General features: G+C 73.3%; 13 protein-coding genes and 1 pseudogene. 9 read left to right on the top strand and 5 right to left on the bottom strand.

Translation table 11 applies throughout. The features are described 5' to 3' along the window. Nucleotides 1-4: 4 nt before the first annotated feature. The 4 genes from ACWCXX_RS25260 to ACWCXX_RS25245 are packed head-to-tail and all read left to right on the top strand — an operon-like array spanning nt 5 to nt 8134. A complete protein-coding gene (locus tag ACWCXX_RS25260) occupies nt 5-820 on the top strand; it encodes a class I SAM-dependent methyltransferase (RefSeq protein WP_451130913.1) in 816 nt (271 codons plus the stop codon). Next, complete coding sequence (locus ACWCXX_RS25255) at nt 817-4113, top strand: amino acid adenylation domain-containing protein (protein WP_451130911.1); 3297 nt, start codon at nt 817-819, stop codon at nt 4111-4113. Before ACWCXX_RS25260 ends, ACWCXX_RS25255 begins: the two co-directional genes overlap by 4 nt. After that, nucleotides 4110-5864 (top strand): non-ribosomal peptide synthetase, encoded by a 1755-nt coding sequence (locus tag ACWCXX_RS25250; protein ID WP_451130909.1) that lies wholly within the window; start codon nt 4110-4112, stop codon nt 5862-5864. Before ACWCXX_RS25255 ends, ACWCXX_RS25250 begins: the two co-directional genes overlap by 4 nt. Beyond that, nucleotides 5861-8134 carry a M20/M25/M40 family metallo-hydrolase gene (locus ACWCXX_RS25245; protein ID WP_451130907.1) on the top strand — a complete coding sequence of 758 codons (2274 nt, stop codon included), beginning with the start codon at nt 5861-5863 and terminating at the stop codon, nt 8132-8134. Before ACWCXX_RS25250 ends, ACWCXX_RS25245 begins: the two co-directional genes overlap by 4 nt. 63 nt (nt 8135-8197) lie before the next feature. Here the strand turns inward: ACWCXX_RS25245 and glpK are convergent, their stop codons facing one another. The 3 genes from glpK to ACWCXX_RS25230 all read right to left on the bottom strand — a co-directional run bounded on the left by glpK (nt 8198) and on the right by ACWCXX_RS25230 (nt 11204). After that, nucleotides 8198-9715 carry a glycerol kinase GlpK gene (gene glpK, locus ACWCXX_RS25240; RefSeq protein WP_451130905.1) on the bottom strand — a complete coding sequence of 506 codons (1518 nt, stop codon included), beginning with the start codon at nt 9713-9715 and terminating at the stop codon, nt 8198-8200. Between the two features lie 44 nt (nt 9716-9759). Continuing rightward, nucleotides 9760-10605, bottom strand: a complete 846-nt coding sequence (locus ACWCXX_RS25235; protein ID WP_451130903.1) for an MIP/aquaporin family protein — start codon at nt 10603-10605, stop codon at nt 9760-9762. A gap of 125 nt (nt 10606-10730) precedes the next feature. Continuing rightward, nucleotides 10731-11204, bottom strand: a complete 474-nt coding sequence (locus tag ACWCXX_RS25230; RefSeq protein WP_451130901.1) for a MarR family winged helix-turn-helix transcriptional regulator — start codon at nt 11202-11204, stop codon at nt 10731-10733. A gap of 57 nt (nt 11205-11261) precedes the next feature. Between ACWCXX_RS25230 and ACWCXX_RS25225 the strand changes: the two genes are divergently transcribed. After that, nucleotides 11262-12086, top strand: coding sequence for an alpha/beta fold hydrolase (locus ACWCXX_RS25225; protein ID WP_451130899.1), 825 nt, complete (start codon nt 11262-11264; stop codon nt 12084-12086). 46 nt (nt 12087-12132) lie between these two features. Here ACWCXX_RS25225 and ACWCXX_RS25220 read toward each other — a convergent pair whose 3' ends face one another. After that, a complete protein-coding gene (locus tag ACWCXX_RS25220; protein ID WP_451130897.1) occupies nt 12133-12540 on the bottom strand; it encodes an ArsR/SmtB family transcription factor in 408 nt (135 codons plus the stop codon). Between the two features lie 102 nt (nt 12541-12642). Between ACWCXX_RS25220 and ACWCXX_RS25215 the strand changes: the two genes are divergently transcribed. Both ACWCXX_RS25215 and ACWCXX_RS25210 read left to right on the top strand, forming a co-directional pair. Then, nucleotides 12643-14646 carry a heavy metal translocating P-type ATPase gene (locus ACWCXX_RS25215; RefSeq protein ID WP_451130895.1) on the top strand — a complete coding sequence of 668 codons (2004 nt, stop codon included), beginning with the start codon at nt 12643-12645 and terminating at the stop codon, nt 14644-14646. A gap of 92 nt (nt 14647-14738) precedes the next feature. Further along, a pseudogene (locus ACWCXX_RS25210) lies at nt 14739-14993 on the top strand (mycothiol transferase); the annotation flags it as partial. A 104-nt stretch (nt 14994-15097) separates the two neighbouring features. Here ACWCXX_RS25210 and ACWCXX_RS25205 read toward each other — a convergent pair. Then, nucleotides 15098-16363, bottom strand: a complete 1266-nt coding sequence (locus tag ACWCXX_RS25205) for an APC family permease (protein WP_451130893.1) — start codon at nt 16361-16363, stop codon at nt 15098-15100. 182 nt (nt 16364-16545) lie between these two features. On the opposite strand from ACWCXX_RS25205, the gene ACWCXX_RS25200 reads away from it, so the two are divergent. Together ACWCXX_RS25200 and ACWCXX_RS25195 are read left to right on the top strand one after the other, a co-directional pair. Beyond that, nucleotides 16546-16977, top strand: coding sequence for a hypothetical protein (locus ACWCXX_RS25200; RefSeq protein ID WP_451130891.1), 432 nt, complete (start codon nt 16546-16548; stop codon nt 16975-16977). 103 nt (nt 16978-17080) lie between these two features. After that, complete coding sequence (locus ACWCXX_RS25195) at nt 17081-17752, top strand: DUF305 domain-containing protein (RefSeq protein ID WP_451130889.1); 672 nt, start codon at nt 17081-17083, stop codon at nt 17750-17752. Nucleotides 17753-18080 lie beyond the last annotated feature (328 nt).

Raw genomic sequence — 18080 nt, 5'->3', positions numbered from 1 at the left:
ACCCGTGACGATCGATCCGAACATCCAGGAGATCAACCGCACCATGTGGTCGTACGGCGAGTACCGGCACGTCGCCGACCTGCTGCGGCCCGGCGCCGTCGAACTGGTCGAGCGGCTCGACCCCGCCCCGGGCACCGTCCACCTCGACGTCGCCACCGGCAACGGCAACGTCGCGCTGCTGTCCGCCCTGTGCGGCTCCGTCGTCACCGGGCTGGACCTCACCGACGAGTTCTTCCCCGACGCGCGCGAACGGTTCGCACAGGCCGGTGTCCAGGTGGACCTGCACCGCGGCGACGCCCAGGAACTCCCCTTCGCCGACGCCTCGTTCGACCTGGTGACCTCCACCTACGGCATCCAGTTCGCCCCCGATCACGCCGCCGCGGCCGGCGAGACGGCCCGGGTGCTGCGGCCCGGCGGCCGGATCGGCATGTGCAACTGGACGGCCCGCAGCTGGACCGCGCACTTCCAGGCGGTCCTCTCCGCCTACTTCCCCTCGCCCAACGGACACCAGGGACAGCCCATGCTGTGGGGGTCGCCGGACTACCTCGGCGAACTCCTCGGCCCCGGCTTCACGGTCACCGCCGAACGCCGCGAACTCTTCTACCCGTTCGACACCGCCGACGGCCTGGTCACCTTCTTCGAGAACTGCTTCGGCCCCTGCATCGCGGCGAGGAACACCATCTCGCCGCCCTCGCGGTGGAAGGAACTGCGGGCGGAGGTGGCCGAGATGACCGAGGACTTCCACACCACCGACGAGCGGGGCACCGGCGTGCCCGTCGAGTACCTGCTCGTCGTCGCGGAGAAGAAGGCGGACCGGTGACCGGCCTGCCCGAGCGGTACCCGGTGCTCCCGCTGGCCGAAGGAGCGCGCGAGCGCGCCCGCGCCACGGCGCTTACCCGCAGCGAACCCTACGAGCTGGGCGAAGGAGTCCACTCCCACGTCGAACGGCACGCCGCCCGGCACCCGTCCAGGACCGCGATCGACGACGGGAGGGGGTCCATCGGATACGCCGGTCTGGCGGACCGTGCGCGCCGCACCGCCGCACGGCTGTCGGCCCGGGGCGTCTCGCCGGGACGGATCGTCGCCGTCGGCGGACGGCGCGGCATCGACGTCGTCACGGCCTTCCTGGCGCTGGAACTGCTCGGCGCCGTCTACCTGCCGGTCGACGCGGACTGGCCCGCCGCCCGCGTCGAGTCCCTGCTCGCCGACAGCGGCGCCGTCCTCGCGCTGATCACCGGCGGACCGGCGGACACCGGGGAACTCGTCAAGGGCGCCCGCGCGGCCGGGGTCCCCGTCACGGCACCGGAACCGGCGGACGTCCCGTACAACCGGACGGCCCCCGTGGCCCCCGACGAGATCCGCTACGTCCTCTACACCTCGGGCTCGACCGGCCGCCCCAAGGCCGCGGTCGTCGAGCACCGGGGAATGCTCAACCACCTGTGGGCCAAGGTCGACGACCTCGGGCTGACCGCGGACGACCGGCTGGCACAGACCGCACCCCTGGGCTTCGACATCTCCGTCTGGCAGATGCTCGCCCCGCTGCTCGTCGGCGGCCGGGTGCAGATCTTCGACGACGAGCGGGCCCGGGACGGCGCCCTGCTGCTGGAGGAACTGCGCGGACGCGGAACCACGGTGCTGGAGACCGTGCCCACCCTGATCCGCTTCCTCCTCGACGCACAGGAGGGCGCGGGCACCGGGCCCGGCGCACTGCGCTGGATGATCGCCACCGGCGAGGAACTGCCGCCCGCCCTGGCCCGGCGGTGGCACGCCACCCTGCCGGGCGTCCGGCTGCTCAACGCCTACGGCCCCACCGAGTGCTCGGACGACGTCACCCACGCCGTGCTCGGCCCGCCCGCCGACGACGTACGCCACCTGCCGATCGGATCGCCCGTCGGGAACGCCGAACTCCACGTGCTGCGCGAGGAGGACGGGCGGTGGCAGGCCTGCGCGCACGGCGAGGCGGGAGAACTGTTCGTCGGGGGAATCGTCGTGGGCCGCGGCTACCTGGGCGACCCGGTCCGCACCGCGCAGGCATTCTTCGCCGACCCCTTCGGCGACGGCGACGGACGCCTCTACCGCACCGGCGACGCCGTACGCGTGCTGCCGGACGGCCAGTTGGAGTACCTGGGCCGGGTCGACCGCCAGGTGAAGCTCGGCGGCGTACGCATGGAACTCGCCGAGATCGAGGCGGTGCTCGGCACCCACCCGGCGATCGCCGCCTGCGCCGTCACCGTCCACACCCCCGACGACGCCGGTGCCCTGGTCGCCCGGGAGAGCGCCCACACCCCGGCGGCCGCACAGCCGCCGCGGCTGGTCGCCTACGTCACCCACCGCGGCGAGGAGGTACCGCAGGAGACGCTCCGCGCCCATCTGGCCGAGCGGCTCCCCGCGCCGATGGTGCCCCGCACCTTCGTCGTCCTGCCCCGCATTCCGCTCACCCGCAACGGCAAGACGGACCACCGGGCCCTGCCCGCGCCGCCGCGCCGCGACCGCCCCGCGAACCGGCCGTACACGCCGCCGCGCGGCGCGGCGGAGACCGCCGTCGCGGACACCGTCGCCGAACTCCTCGGCACCGGACGGGTCGGCAGGAACGACAGGTTCCTGGAACTGGGCGGCGACTCGCTGCTGGCCATGCGCCTGGTCGCGGAACTGCGCCGGACGGGAGCGGCCGTGAGCCTGCGCGACGTGCTGCGCGACGGCAGCCCCGCCGCGCTCGCCGCCCTGGGCCGCGAGGAGCCGCAACCGGCCGACGACCGCACCGAACCGCCCCGGGACCGGCCGCGCACCCGGCCGCTCACCCCGCAGCAGGCCGGGGTCTACTTCCACTGGCGGCTCGACCCGCTCAGCCCCTACTACAGCTACCAGGGGTCCCTGGAGCTCGACGGCCCCCTCGACCCGGCACGGCTGGCACGGGCCTGGCACCTGCTGCTCGACGAGAACCCGTTGCTCCTCGCCCGGTTCCACGAGACCGACGCGGCGGACGGGCCGGAAGTGGTGCACCACTACCCGCACTGGGAGGTGCCGCTGCCCGCCCGCGCCCGGGACGTCACCGCGGACGAGTTCCGCACCGAGGCCGCCCGGGAAGCGGCCAAACCCTTCGACCTCCTCACCGAACCCGCCCTGCGGGCCGGACTGTTCCGCCTGCCCGACGGACAGCACCGGCTCCTGGTCACCATGCACGAACTGCTCCTCGACGGCTGGGGCGCCACCGTGCTCTTCCAACGCCTCGCCGAGCTGTACGAACAGCTCCCCGCCGCACCCGACCCCGAACGGGCCACCCGGTACGACCGCTACCTGGACCACCTGACGGACCTGCTGGCCACCGAGGAGGTGGCCGAGGCGGGGGAGTACTGGATGCGCCGACTCGCCGGAGACCTCCCGGCACTCCGGATCGCGCAGAAGCAGCGGCCCGCCGCACCCACCTACCGGGGCGGGATCACCGAGGCGGTCCTCGACGAACAGCTGTGCCGACGGCTGCGCGACACCGCCCTGGCCGCGTCCGCCACCACGTTCGTACCGCTGCTGGCCGCCTACGCGCTCGCCCTGAGCTACTACGGCGACACCGACGAGGTGATCGTCGGCGCCCCGATGGCGGGCCGGGAACGGCCGGAGACCGCCGAGGTGCCGGCCTTCGTGCTCGCCATGCTGCCACTGCGTCTGCGCATCGAACCGAACGCGACCCTGGGGGAGTTCACCGCACAGGTGCGGGAAACGGTGTACGACGCGTACGCCGCGGCCGACCACCCCTTCGGCTGGACGCTGCGACGGCTGCCCGCCGCGACGCGCAGCTCCTCGGCGACCCCGGTCTTCCAGACCATGCTCAACATGCTGCCGTACCCGGCGCGCGCCACCACCGCGTCGGGCGTCACCTTCCGCTTCGTCGAACTGGACACCGGCTGCACCAAGTACGACTGCGCCCTCTACGTCCAGCCGCACGGCCCGGACCGGCTGCTGCTGCAGTACGCCTACCAGCAGGACCTGCTCGACGCCCCGGCAGCCCGCAACGTACTGCGGTCCGCCCTGATCGCGCTGCGGGCCCTCACCGACCCGGAGTGCGCGGCGCACACCACCGTCCGTTCCCTCGACCTGCTGCCCGGAGACGATCACCGATGACCACGCCGACCCTGCTGGAACGCTTCGCCGAGCAGGTCGAGGCCCGCCCCCGGGCCGTTGCCCTGCGCCACACCGGCACCGACGTCACCTACCGCGAACTCGACGAGTGGAGCGGCCGACTGGCCGCCCGGCTCGTCGCCAGGGGCACCGGCCCCGGCTCGCTGGTGGCCCTCGCCGCCCAGCGCGGCCCCGCCGCCGTCGCAGGGGTCCTCGCCGTGCTGAAGACCGGCGCCGCCTACCTCGGACTGGACCCCGCCACCCCCGTGCGACGACAGCGCCGGATGGTGGAGGAGACCGGACCGCACTGCGTGCTGGCCGAACCCGGACTCGACCGGTTCCCCACCCTGGACGCCCCCCGTGTCGTCCTCGCCCCCCTCACCGAGGGCCCGCTGCACCAGACCCCCGGGCGGGAACCCGACGACGACACGCTGTTCCACGTCGTCTACACGTCGGGAACGACCGGAAACCCCAAGGGCGTGCGCATCAGCCACCGTTCGGTCCGCGGACGGCTGGAGTGGATGTGGCGGGACCACCCCTTCCCCGCGGACGCCGTGCTCGCCGTCCAGAAGTCCCTCGCCCTGGTCGCCTCGCCCTGGGAACTGCTGGGCGGCCTGCTGAAGGGCGTCCCGTCCGTCGTGCTCGGCACCGACGAACTCCTCGACCCGGTGCTGTTCGCCGCCACCGTCGAGCAGGAGCGGATCACCCACCTCTTCCTGACCCCGCAACTGGTCGCCGGACTCCTGGAGGAGAGCGCGAAACACCCCGGCGGCCACCGGCCCGTGCTGGTCACCAGCGGCGCCGACACCCTGCCCGTGGCCACCGTCCTGCGCTTCCGCGAGGTCTGGCCCGACGCCACCCTGCTCAACCTCTACGGCATGACGGAGACCGCCTCCAACGTCGCCGCCTACGACACCGCCCTACTGCCGAACGACGCCGAACGCGTCCCCGTCGGCAGCCCCGTCGCGGGCGCCTCGCTCTCGGTCCGCGACCGGCTCGGCCGACGACTGCCGCCCGGCGTGACGGGCGAGGTGTGGGTCTCCGGTCCGCCCCTGGCCCTCGGCTACGTCGGCGGCGACGGTGACGGCCGGTTCGTCACCGACGACACCGGGGCGACGCACTACCGGACCGGCGACCGGGGCCGCCTGCTCCCGGACTCCGCACTGGAGATCACCGGCCGCGCCGACAACCAGATCAAGATACGCGGCTACCGCGTCGAACTGGAGGAGATCGAGGCCACCCTGCGCAAGGCGCCGGACGTCACCGACGCCGGCGCGTACGCGGAGACCGAGGACGGCGGGACGCGCATCGTCGCCTGCGTCACCGCCGACGAGGAGACCGGTCCCGCCGCACTGCGCGCTTACCTGCGCGACCGGCTGCCCGACTACATGCTGCCCGCCCGCATCCAGCAGGTCCCGCACCTCCCGCTGAACACCAACGGCAAGCTGGACCGTGCCGCCCTGCGCACCCTCGTGGCGGGCACCGGACAGGAACGGGCGACCGGATACACCCCCGCCGACGACACCGAGGCCGCCGTCGCCGCCCTCTGGCAGGAACTGCTCAGCGCACCGCCCGCCTCGGCGGACCAGAACTTCTTCGACGCCGGGGGCCACTCCCTGCTCGCCGTGCGGCTCGCCAACCGGCTCGCGGGAACGGCGGGCCGCCGGGTACCGCTGCGCCGCATCCTCGGCGCGCCCACCGTCACCGCCATCGCCGCCCTGTGCCGCGAGATCCGGCAGGAGGAGCAGATATGAACAGCCCCTGGCTGAGCATGCCGGACGAGTGGGCGCGGTCCGCCGCGGCCACCACCCTCGCCGTCTGCTTCGCGCCCACCGGTGCCCACGGCTCCTCGTTCGCGGGCTGGCACGGCCGCCTTCCCGAGGACACCGCCCTCGTGCTCGTCACCCCACCGGGCCGCGGCAGCCGCATCGACGAGGAACCCGTCACCGACATGACGGTCTACGCGGACGCCGTGGCGGCCGGGATCCGCGAACTGCGGGGCGGGCGGCGGCTGGTGCTGATCGGCGTCAGCCTCGGGGCGCTGCTGGCGTACGAGACGTGCCGCCGGCTCCTCGACGCCGGGGTGCCGGTCGCGCGGCTGTGCGCGGTGGCCGGGCAGTGCCCCGGCGACTTCGACGGCCGCGGCCACGACGTGACCGTCGAGGACGCCCGCGCCTTCGTCGTCGGGACCGGACTGACCGAATCGGAGGTGCTGGCGGACCCCGAGTTCGAGGAGGTGCTGCTGCCGCCGGTGATCGCCGACCTCCGGCTGGCCGCGGGGTACGACGGCCGCCGGGGCCCCCTGCCGCAGGTCGACCTGCGTGCGGTGTGGGCCACCGAGGACCCGCACGTGCCCGAGGTCACCGTGCGCCGCTGGGCCGAGTGGACCCGCGGTACCTGCACCCTGGCGTCCGTCGAGGGCGGCCACTACGCCCACCGGGAGGACCCGGCGGCGGTCGTCTCCGCCTGCCTGGACGGCCTGCCGGGAAGCGGGCCGTCACGGCGCTCCGTGCTCGGCGCCGGGGCGACGGCCGTCGCGGGCACCGTACTGGGCATCGGCGCGGTGGCGTCGGCACCGTCCGGGGCGCGGGCCGCCACCGCCACCACGACGGGCGGCGCCCCCTTCGACGGCGACCCCACCGACCCCGTGGACCTGGCCGTGGCCATGATCCGGCAGAACACCGCCAACCCCGGCGACGGCGCGGTCACCCTGCCGCTCGCCCGGATGCTCCAGGACGTCTTCCGGGCCGCCGGCGTCGCCACCGAGATCGTGCCCACCCCGAAGGAGGGCAACGTCCACTTCTTCGCCCGCGTCCCCGGCAGCGGCCCGGCCCGGAAGGAACCGCTGGTCCTGCTCGGCCACTCCGACGTGGTGCCCGCCGACGGCGACACCTGGACGACCGACCCCTTCGCCGGCGAGATCAGGGACGGCAAGTTGTACGGCCGCGGCTCGCTCGACATGAAGGGCGTCAACGCCGCCTTCGTCGCCGCCCTGCTGCGTCACGTCCGCGAGGGCACGGCCTTCGACCGCGACATCGTTTTCTGGTCCGACTGCGACGAGGAGCAGGGCCCCTACGGCGTGCGTTGGTTCCTCACGGAACACCCCGGCAGGGTGACGGCGGGCGCGGTCGTCACCGAGGGCGGCTGGGTGCTCGACCAGCGCGACGGCACCACGCCCATGATCGCCTCGCTCACCTGCAACGACAAGCGCTCCCTGCTGCTGCGCCTGGAGACCTCCTCCTACGCCACCCACACGTCCAAGCCGTTCACCGGGCAGGCGGTGGTCCGACTGGGCGAGGTGCTCGACCTGCTGGGGGAATGGCGCGCCCACATCCGCCCCAACGCGCTGTCCCGGCGGTACTTCGCGGAACTGGCCGAGGCCACCACCGACCGGCCCTTCGCCGAGGCGCTGAGGGAGATGCTCGACGCCCGCACCGAGCGGCAGCGGGACCGGGCGGGCGAGACGGTGGTGCGGCTCAGCGGGACCCCGGAACTGCACAACGCGATGCTGCGGACCACGCTCGCCTTCACCGCGGCCCGGTCCGGCTACTACCCGAGCATCGTGCCGGGCACCGCGACCGCGGACTTCCGGGCCGCCTTCCTGCCGGGGGCCGAGGACCCCGGACGCACCGTCGCCGAACTGCGCTCGCTGATCGGCAACCGGGCGACGCTGACCGTCGTCGGGAACCCCGGCGAGAGCGAGCGGCAGGCCCTGGACCGGCTGCGCGGCTATCTGGCCACGCCCGACTCCGACCACGACACGGACGTCTTCCGCGCCTGGCAGGAGGCCGTGCGCCGGACCCACCCCGGAGTACGGGCCACCGCCTGCCAGTTCGAGGCCGTCACCAGCGCGGTGCCGTTCCGGGAGCGGAACGTGCCCGTGTACGGCATGTACCCGTTCACCGTGAACCGGGACATGCTCAAGCGCATGCACGGCACCGACGAACACATCGGGGTCGAGGCGCTGCGGCAGGGCACCGAGACCGTCTACCGGCTCCTGGCCGGACTGCGGACGGCGACCTGAGCCCGGACACACCGTGCGGGCGTGCCCGGCCGGGCACGCCCGCACGGTGTGCGGGACGTGTCGTCACCCCACGCGCACCCAGTCCAGGGTGCGTTCCACCGCCCTCTTCCAGTTCGCGTACCCCTCCGCCCGCCGCTCCTCGCCCCACTGCGGCTCCCAGCGCCTGGACTCCTGCCAGTGCTCGCGCAACTCGCCCTGGTCCTGCCAGAAACCGGTGGCGAGGCCGGCGGCGTAGGCGGCGCCGAGCGCGGTCGTCTCGGCGACGACCGGCCGGCTCACGGGGACACCGAGGACATCGGCCTGGATCTGCATGCACAGGTCGTTGGCGGTGACCCCGCCGTCGACCTTGAGCACGTCGAGGTGGACCCCGGAGTCCTGCTCCATCGCCTCCACCACGTCCCGGCTCTGGTAGCAGATCGCCTCCAGGGTGGCCCGCGCCAGATGGCCGTTGGTGTTGTAGCGGGCCAGGCCGACGATGGCGCCCCGGGCGTCGGACCGCCAGTACGGGGCGAAGAGGCCCGAGAAGGCCGGTACGAAGTACATCCCGCCGTTGTCCTCGACGGACCGGGCCAGCCGCTCGCTCTCCGCCGCATCGGTGATGATCTTCATCTGGTCCCGCAGCCACTGCACCGCGGACCCGGTGACCGCGATCGAGCCCTCCAGGGCGTAGACCGCCGGGCTCTTCCCGAACCGGTAGGCGACCGTGGTGAGCAGCCCGTGCTGCGAGCGGATGAGCTCGGTGCCGGTGTTGAGCACGAGGAAGTTGCCGGTGCCGTACGTGTTCTTCGCCTCGCCCGGCTCGAAGCACACCTGCCCCACGGTGGCCGCCTGCTGGTCGCCGAGCACCCCGGTGATCGGGATCGCGGCCCTCAGGGGGCGGGAGGTGCGGGCGCGGCCGTACGCCTCCGGGTCGGAGGAGGGGTTGATGGCCGGGAGCATCGCGCGGGGGATGCCGAAGATGTCCAGCAGTTCGTCGTCCCAGTCGAGCGTCTCCAGATTCATCAGCATCGTCCGGCTGGCGTTGGTCACGTCGGTGGCGTGGACACCGCCGTCGGGGCCGCCGGTGAGGTTCCACAGCACCCAGCAGTCCGTGTTCCCGAAGACCGCGTGCCCCTGCTCCGCGGCCGCGCGGACCCCCTCGACGTTGTCGAGGATCCACTTGATCTTCCCGCCGGAGAAGTACGTGGCCGGGGGGAGCCCCGCCTTGCGTCGGATGACCTCGCCGTGGCCCTCGTTCTCCAGGGCCTGGGCGATCGCGTCGGTGCGGGTGTCCTGCCACACGATGGCGTTGCAGTACGGGCGGCCGGTGCGCGGGTCCCACACGACGGTGGTCTCGCGCTGGTTGGTGATCCCGATGGCGTCGAGGTCCGTGGCGCTCAGGCCCCCGGTGCGCAGCGCGTTCTGCATCACCGAGTTGGTGCGTTCCCAGATCTCCACCGGGTCGTGCTCCACCCACCCGGGACGGGGCAGGATCTGTTCGTGCTCCAACTGGTGCCTGGCCACTTCGTTTCCGTCGTGATCGAAGATCATGAAGCGGCTGCTGGTGGTGCCTTGGTCCACCGCGCCGATGAAGTCCGCCATGGCGTGCTTCCTCTCCTGGGTCGGGGCCGTGAGGGAACCGGGTGTCACTTCTCCGGCGGTACGGGGAGGGTGCCCTCCGGCTCCGGTTCCGGCGAGGGCAGGAACCGGGTGATGAAGGCCTTGTAGAAGAACGCCCCCACCGGGCCGCCGACGAGCGGGCCCACGATCGGCACCCAGAAGTAGAAGTTTCCGTACTGGTCCCGCCACGCCCCTCCGTAGCCGGTGAGGAAGCTCGCGAGCCGGGGCCCGAGGTCACGGGCCGGGTTGATGGCGTATCCGGCGTTGGTGCCGAACGCCATGCCGATGGCCACCACGATGAGGCCCACGACGAACGGGCCGAGATTGGCGCCCGGCGGGTTGTTGAGGAGATCGGTGACCGCGAAGATCAGCAGCACGAGGAGCGCGGTGCCGATGACCTGGTCCCGGAAGGCTCCCCACTCGTGCACCGGGAGCGCGGTGTTCCCGTTGGCGGGCAGGGTGGAGAACACGATCTGCGTCTTGATGGTGTGTCCGGGATCGGCTTTCGCCAGCGCCTCCGTGTAGTTCCAGCGCACCAGCAGCGCCGCGACGAACGCGCCCACCAACTGGGCGAGGGAGTAGGGCGCCACTTTTTTCCAGGGGAAGTCCTTGAAAGCGGCGAGCGCGAGGGTCACGGCGGGATTGAGATGAGCCCCGCTCAGCCTGCCCGCCACATAGACGCCCAGAGTGACTCCGAGGCCCCAGGCCCAGGCGATGCTGTCGTGGTTCCCGAGGCCGCCCGGCGGGTCGGTGAGCGCACCGCCCGCGACGACCTGGGCGACGACGCCACAGCCGAAGAGAATGAGGATCATCGTGCCGAGGAACTCCGCAGAGAGTTCTCCGGCGAGTCCCGACCGCTTGAGCCGCTCCATGGGATCTCGCTTCCTGTCGATTCACGACCTCTGCGGCACAGATCCAGATATGAGCGTAGACGGGGGTCATGGGATTCGCACTCGGTGACGGAACCCCTGCGGCATGTGCCGGATCGCGACGCCGCTCAGTCCACCTCGACGTGGTCGAAGAGCTCCACCATGTGGCCGAGCACCCGTACGCAGGCCGTCACCTCGGCATCGGTGAGGTCCCCGCCCACTTGGCGCAGCAGGGACTGCTCGCGGGCGAGCGCGGCGGTGATCGCCGCCCGCCCGGTTCCGGTCAGGCGGACCAGTGACGACCGCTGGTGAGCCGGATTGGGGACGATCTCGACGAGCCGTCCCGCCGCCGCGTCGTTGACCATGCGCTGCACGAACTGTCGGCTCAGGGCCTGCGCGCGCCCCATCTGCGGGACCGTCATGGGCCCGTGCTCGCGCAGCAGGTCCAGCACGGCGCGCACGCCGACGGACAGGCCCTCGATCGGGGCGTTCTGCTCCACCTTGCGCTGCACGCGCCGGTAGAGCGGACCCACCAGGGCGAAGACCTCCGTGAGCCGGTGGGCGAGCTCCTCGGGAGGCAGGGGGCGATCGGATCCGGTCATCCCGCCATCATGACACCTCGGTTGCCAAGTTGCCGAACGAATGGCACCTTGGTTGTCATGTCTGTTGCTTCCGACCTGAGTTCCTTCGAGACAGGGGACGGCTCCCTCGTGTACCGCGACGCCGGGTGCGGCCCGCTGCTGGTGCTGCTGCACGGCGGCTTCCTGGACCACGGGATGTGGGACGACCAGGTGCCGGACCTCGCCCGGACCCACCGGGTGATCGTGCCGGACGCCCGCGGGCACGGCGGCTCGTCCAATGCGAGCGAGCCGTTCCGGCACACGGACGACCTGGCCGCGCTGCTGCGCCACCTCGGTGGCGGGCCCGCCGTCCTGGCCGGGGTGTCGATGGGTGCGGCCACCGCGGTCGACACCGCGCTCGAACACCCGGACCTGGTCCGCGCGTTGGTCCTCGGCGGCGCGGCCACGAGCGAGCCCGAGTTCCACGATCCCTGGTCCAGGGAGGTCCTGGCCGCGCAGGCCCGCGCCGTGGGTGCGGGCGACGTCGAGGGGTGGGTCGACGCCTTCCTGCTCTTCGTGGCGGGCCCGCACCGCACGCTCGACGACGTCGACCGCACCGTCGTGCGGCGCGTGCGCGAAATGGCCTTCCGGACCCTGTCCAAGCACCGTGCCGACGAACCGGACCTGCGCGTTCCCGTCCCCGACACCTGGGCGCGGGCGGCGGGGATCGAGGTCCCGGTGCTGGTCGTCCACGGCGGCGTCGACTCGGCCGATCACCTCGCCATGGCCCGGCGCCTGGTGCGGACGGTCGCCGACGGGCGCGAGGCGACCGTCGAGGGCGCCGCCCACTACCCCAACATGGAGCGGCCGGACGCCTTCGGCGAGATCCTCCGGGACTTCCTGGCGGCCGTTCCCGCGGGGTGACGGATGCGCGGGCGCGGCCGGTGGGACGCCGCCCGGTCCCGCGGGCTCAGCCGGCGGGGACGGCCGCCGCGTCGTCGGTCGCCCCCGCGGCGACCCGTGCCGGAGCGTCATGGAGGCCCAGGCGCAGGTGCTCGACGTGGAAGAGGGCCTGGTCGAGCAGTTCGGCCACATGGTTGTCGTACAGGGCGTAGATCACCGAGCGGCCCCGGCGCTCGCCCGTGACCAGACCGAGGTTGCGCAGCAGTCGCAGCTGGTGGGAGCAGGCGGACTGCTCCATGCCGACAGCCTCCGCGAGTTCCGTCGCGGGGCAGGGGCCCTCCTGCAGGCGGGCGAGGATGCGGAGCCGGGACGGGGCGGCGAGGGCCTGCAGGGTGGCCGCCACGTCCGCGGCCCCCACCGCGTCGAGGCGCTCGCGTGCGGTGGTGGCGGTGTTCGCATCAGCTCCGTGGCCCATGCGCCCATCCTACGGAGATGTACACATGAATGAGTGTTCATGTGATCCTGTATGGTGCGAGGGTCGAACCGCTCCGCCCTCCCGTGCGAAGGGTCACCGCCCATGTCTTTCACCCTCACCCGTCCGGCTCCGCCCGCCGGCCCCGCCCGGGACCGGGCCGCGGCCGTCCGGCGCACCCGTGTCCTGGCACTGGCGGAGGTCCGCTGGGCCGTGGCCGCCCTGACCCTGTTCCTGACGGCCCTGCCCCTGCACCTGCTCGGTGCGCCGTGGTGGACATGGGGCCCGCTGTACGCGCTCACGTACGCCGCGGGCGGCTGGGAGCCGGGCTGGGAGGGCCTGAAGGCGCTCCGGGACAGGACGCTGGACGTGGACCTGCTGATGGTGGTCGCCGCACTCGGCGCGGCCGCGATCGGACAGGTGCTGGACGGCGCCCTGCTGATCGTCATCTTCGCCACCTCGGGCGCCCTGGAGGCCTTCGCCACCGCGCGGACGGCGGACTCGGTGCGCGGACTGCTCGACCTCGCGCCCGCCACGGCCACCCGCCTCCTCGACGGCGACGCCGAGGAGACCGTTCCCGCACAGGAGCTGCGGGTCGAGGACGTGATCCTGGTGCGCCCCGGCGAGCGCGTCGGGGCCGACGGCCGGGTGCTCGACGGAACGAGCGAGGTGGACCAGGCGACCATCACGGGCGAACCGCTGCCGGTGCCCAAGGAACCGGGCGCCGAGGTCTTCGCGGGAACCCTGAACGGCACCGGGGCGCTGCGGGTGGCCGTGCAGCGCGACCCGTCCGACTCGGTGATCGCCCGGATCGTCGCCATGGTCGAGGAGGCGTCCGGCACGAAGGCGCCCACCCAACTGTTCATCGAGAAGGTCGAGCAGCGCTACTCGATCGGCATGGTGGCGGCCACCGTCGCCCTGTTCGCCCTGCCCCTGGCCTTCGGCGCGGCCCTGCAGCCGACACTGCTGCGGGCGATGACCTTCATGATCGTCGCCTCGCCGTGCGCCGTGGTCCTGGCCACCATGCCGCCGCTGCTCTCCGCGATCGCGAACGCCGGACGGCACGGCGTGCTGATCAAGTCGGCCGTGGTGATGGAGCGCCTCGGCCAGGTCGACGCCGTGGCCCTCGACAAGACCGGCACCCTGACCGAGGGCACCCCCCGCCTCACCGACGTCCGCCCGCTCGGCGGTTCGGGCCTGACCGAGGACGCCCTGCTCACCCTGGCGGCAGCGGCCGAGCACCCCAGCGAACACCCCCTCGCCCGCGCCGTCACCGAGGCCGCCCGGACCCGCGGCCTCGCCCTGCCCGCGGCCGAGGACTTCGCTTCCGCACCCGGAACCGGCGTCACCGCCACCGTGGACGGACGCACGGTCGCCGTCGGCGCCCCCGCCCGGCTGCCGGTCACCGCCACCGGCCACGACGCCGAGGCCGCCGCACTCGCCGCCCGGCTGGAGGAGGACGGCCGCACCGCCGTGCTCGTCGCCCTCGACGGCACACCCGTCGGCGTCCTCGGCATCGCCGACCGCCTGCGCCCCGACGCCCGCACCACCGTCGAACGCCTCACCGGCCTCACCGGCGGCGCACCGGTGCTGCTCACCGGAGACAACCGGCGGGCCGCCGCCCGCCTGGGCGCCGACGCCGGGATCGGCGACATCCGGGCCGGCCTGCTGCCGCAGGACAAGGCCGACGCCGTCAAGGAGCTGGCGGGCGCCGGCCGGAAGGTGCTCGTGGTCGGCGACGGGGTCAACGACGCCCCGGCACTGGCCGCGGCCCACACGGGCATCGCCATGGGCCGGGCGGGATCCGACCTCGCTCTGGAGACCGCCGACGCCGTCGTCGTCCGCGACGAACTCGCCGCGATCCCCACCGCCGTGGCGCTCTCGCGCCGCTGCCGCCGCCTCGTGGTGCAGAACCTCGTGATCGCGGGCGTGTTCATCACCGGCCTCGTCCTCTGGGACCTGATCGGCACGCTGCCGCTCCCGCTGGGCGTCGCCGGACACGAGGGCTCCACCGTTCTCGTCGGCCTCAACGGCCTGCGTCTGCTGCGCGACGCCGCCTGGACGCGCGAGGCCGACGGCCCTCGCCCAAACGGTGACACCACGACCTGACCGACCGTCAATCCCATTGGAACCTCGGGGGTTTCAGCCCGAGAGCGGCCGGGTTGCTGCCGGCACAGAAACCGGGAGTCCCGTGGGACGCCATGGACCGGGAGGCCCGGCCCGACCGGGGCCGGACGTCGGCCGCCGAGGAAATCCCCGAGGAACTGCTGACACTCCGGCAGGCGGCCGTGGCCCGCTCCCGCGCCCCGGTCGCCGAGGCCCCGGCCGACGGCGGCCCGGGGAACCCGGACCGGTACACCGCACCCGGTGGTGAATCGCCCGGCGTGCGACGGGGCCTGATCGACATGATCGAGGAGTACGCGCGGCACGTCGCTCACGCCGACCTCGTCCGGGACCGGTGGACGGGCTCGTCGGGGAGGCCCCGCGGCGCCGACGACGACGCCCCCCGGGCCGGTCGTCGCCCGCGGCCCGGCGGACGGCACCGACCCGTCCGCCGGCCCTACTGCCGGCGGGTGCGCCCGAGGGCCCTGCGCACGCCGTACGACCCGGCCCCGGCCGCCAGCACCGCGGCACCGGAGACGACCGACGCCGCCGGCAGCGCGAAGGCGAGCAGCAGACAGCCCGCCAGACCGATGACGGGCACGGCGCGGGGCGGCCGGCCCTCGTCGGGGCCGAGCGTCCGGGCGGCGGCATTGGCGACGGCGTAGTACACGAGGACCCCGAAGGACGAGAAGCCGATCGTCCCCCGGAGGTCCGCGGTGGCGGCGAGGACGGCGACCACGGCACCCACGGCGAGCTCCGCCCGGTGGGGGACCGCGAAGCGCGGGTGCACCGCGGCCAGGACGTGCGGCAGATGACGGTCGCGGGCCATGGCCAGGACGGTGCGCGAGACGCCCAGGACCAGTGCGAGCAGCGAGCCGAGCGCGGCGACGGCCGCACCGGCCCGGACCACGGGCACGAGACCGGGCGCCCCCGCCGCACGCGCTGCCTCGGCCAGCGGCGCCGGGGAATGGGCGAGACGGTCGGGGCCCAGGACGGCGAGCAGGGTGACGGCCACGGCGGCGTAGACGAACAGGGTGATGCCCAGCGCGAGGGGGATCGCCCGGGGGATGGTGTGCCGCGGGTCGCGGACCTCTTCCCCGAGCGTGGCGATCCGCGCGTAGCCCGCGAACGCGAAGAACAGCAGACCGGCCGCCCGGAGCACGCCGCCGACCGTGGCGTCCGCCCCGATGGCCAGGCGCCCGGTGTCCGCGGTGCCGCCGCCGAGACCGGCGACGACCACCGCCGCGAGGACGGCGAGCACGAAGGCGACGGCCACCCGGGTCAGCCGGGCGGACCGGTGCACCCCGACGCAGTTGAGGGCGGTCAGCGCCACCACCGCGGCGACGGCCACCGCACGCTCCTGGCCGGGCCACGCATAGGACCCGACGGCCAGTGACATCGCCGCGCAGGAAGCCGTCTTGCCCACGACGAAGCCCCACCCGGCGAGATGGCCCCAGAAGTCGCCGAGACGCTCCCTCCCGTACACATAGGTGCCGCCGGACGCCGGATGGCGGGCGGCCAGACGGGCGGAGGACGTCGCGTTGCAGTAGGCCACCACCGCAGCCAGGCCCAGGCCGATCAGCAGACCGGACCCGGCCGCGCCCGCGGCGGGCGCGAACGCGACGAAGACGCCCGCCCCGATCATCGAGCCCAGGCCGATCACCACGGCGTCGGACACGCCCAGACGGCGTCTCAACCCGCCCGTTCCCCTCGGCGCGTTCATCGCTCTGCTCCCCGTCGGAACCCCGCGCGGGAGGTTCCCGCGAACGGTCGGGGCGCCCGCTCCGGGGGCACGGTAACCGAGCAAGGTGTACGGCCGGGGGTGCCGCGGGCCGGACAAACCCGGTGGGGGTATCGTCGGACTCGCACCGCAGGGCCCGTACGACCGAGGAGTTCGAGGCAGCCGTGGATCGCGGACCGACGCGCGCACCGGGAGTGTCCCGGCTGCTCGTGCTGTGCGCCGTCCTGTGCGGTCTGTTCCTCATGCACGGCGCCCCGGTCGCCGCGGCCGGGGGCTGCCACGACGCGATGACGACGCTCCCGGAGCGGTCCGCGCCCCTCTCGGCCGTGCCCATGGCGATGGCCGGACACGCCACCGTGCAGCACGGGGACGACGCCCTCCGGGTGGCCGCGGCCCCGTCCCCGGCGGGCGGCGAGTCGTGCGTGTTCACCCACGTCCGGGACCGGGTGCTGCCGCTGCTCCTCGCACTGGGCCTGGTGGTCCTGGCGGTCCGGGGCGTCGCCGGGCACCGTGCGGCCGTGCGCGGGCCGGCACGACGGGGGCCGCCGTTCGGCGGCAGGGATCTGCTGCTCCAGGTGTGCATCGCGCGGACGTGACAGGGAACCGCCGGTTCCCGGCCCACCGGGGCCGGACCGGCCGGACGACCCCGCCCGTTCCACGCGCCACCGACGTGGCGCGTCCACCTGGAAAGAATCCAGCATGCGCGTTTCCCTGCCCACCGCTGTCCGCCGCCGTCGCGCACTCGCGGCCGCCGGTGCCGTCGCCGCCCTCGCCCTGGCGCTCACGGCGTGCGGCTCCTCCGACGAAACGAAGTCCGACGACCCGTCCGTGCCCGGCATGGGCCATGGCTCCGGCAGCGCCTCCGCACCGGCCGCCCCGGGCGGTGCGTTCAACGACGCGGACGTGAAGTTCGCGCAGGACATGATCCCGCATCACCAGCAGGCCATCGAGATGGCGAAGCTGGCCGACGGCCGTGCCGCCGACGCCGAGATCAAGAAGCTGGCCACCGCGATCGAGAAGGCCCAGGATCCCGAGATCGACACGTTGAAGGGCTGGCTGGCGTCGTGGGGCAAGCCGCTGCCGGAATCCCCGAAGGGTGACATGCCCGGAATGGATCACGGCTCCCACGGCGCGGGAATGCCCGGAATGATGTCCGACAAGGACATGAGCGATTTGAAGGCCGCTGCGGGCAAGGACTTCGACAAGAAGTTCGCCCAGCTCATGATCGCCCATCACCAAGGCGCGGTCACCATGGCCCGGGACGAGCAGAAGAAGGGCGACAACGCCGAGGCGAAGAAGCTCGCCGAGGCCGTGGTGACGGCCCAGACCGCAGAGATCGAGCAGATGAACAAGATCCTCGAAAGGCTCTGATCCCGGCACGGGTGGGGCCCCGCCATGCGGGGCCCCACCTCCCGGACGAAGAGTCAAATGTAATTGCATGGGCGATTTGCCCCATTGGTGTAACTGGGCGGTGAAGGGGGGTTAGCCCCTTTCATGCCGCTTCGATGGGGGGCGAAATGCACCTTTTGCGATTAAGTGGTGCGCATCACGTTCGATGTCCGTGATGCCATGCCGGACGGTCCGGTTCCCTTTTCCTGCAAGGGGATTCGGCCGTTCGATGTGAAGTGCGTTACTGAATTCCCCGCAATTCGATCTTGCGAATGAATTGTGCGCGGAATTCGGGGGCTTGTCCCTTTCG

The organism is Streptomyces sp. NPDC001732 (assembly GCF_053596315.1).
This window is presented reverse-complemented; position numbering and strand designations above follow the sequence as displayed.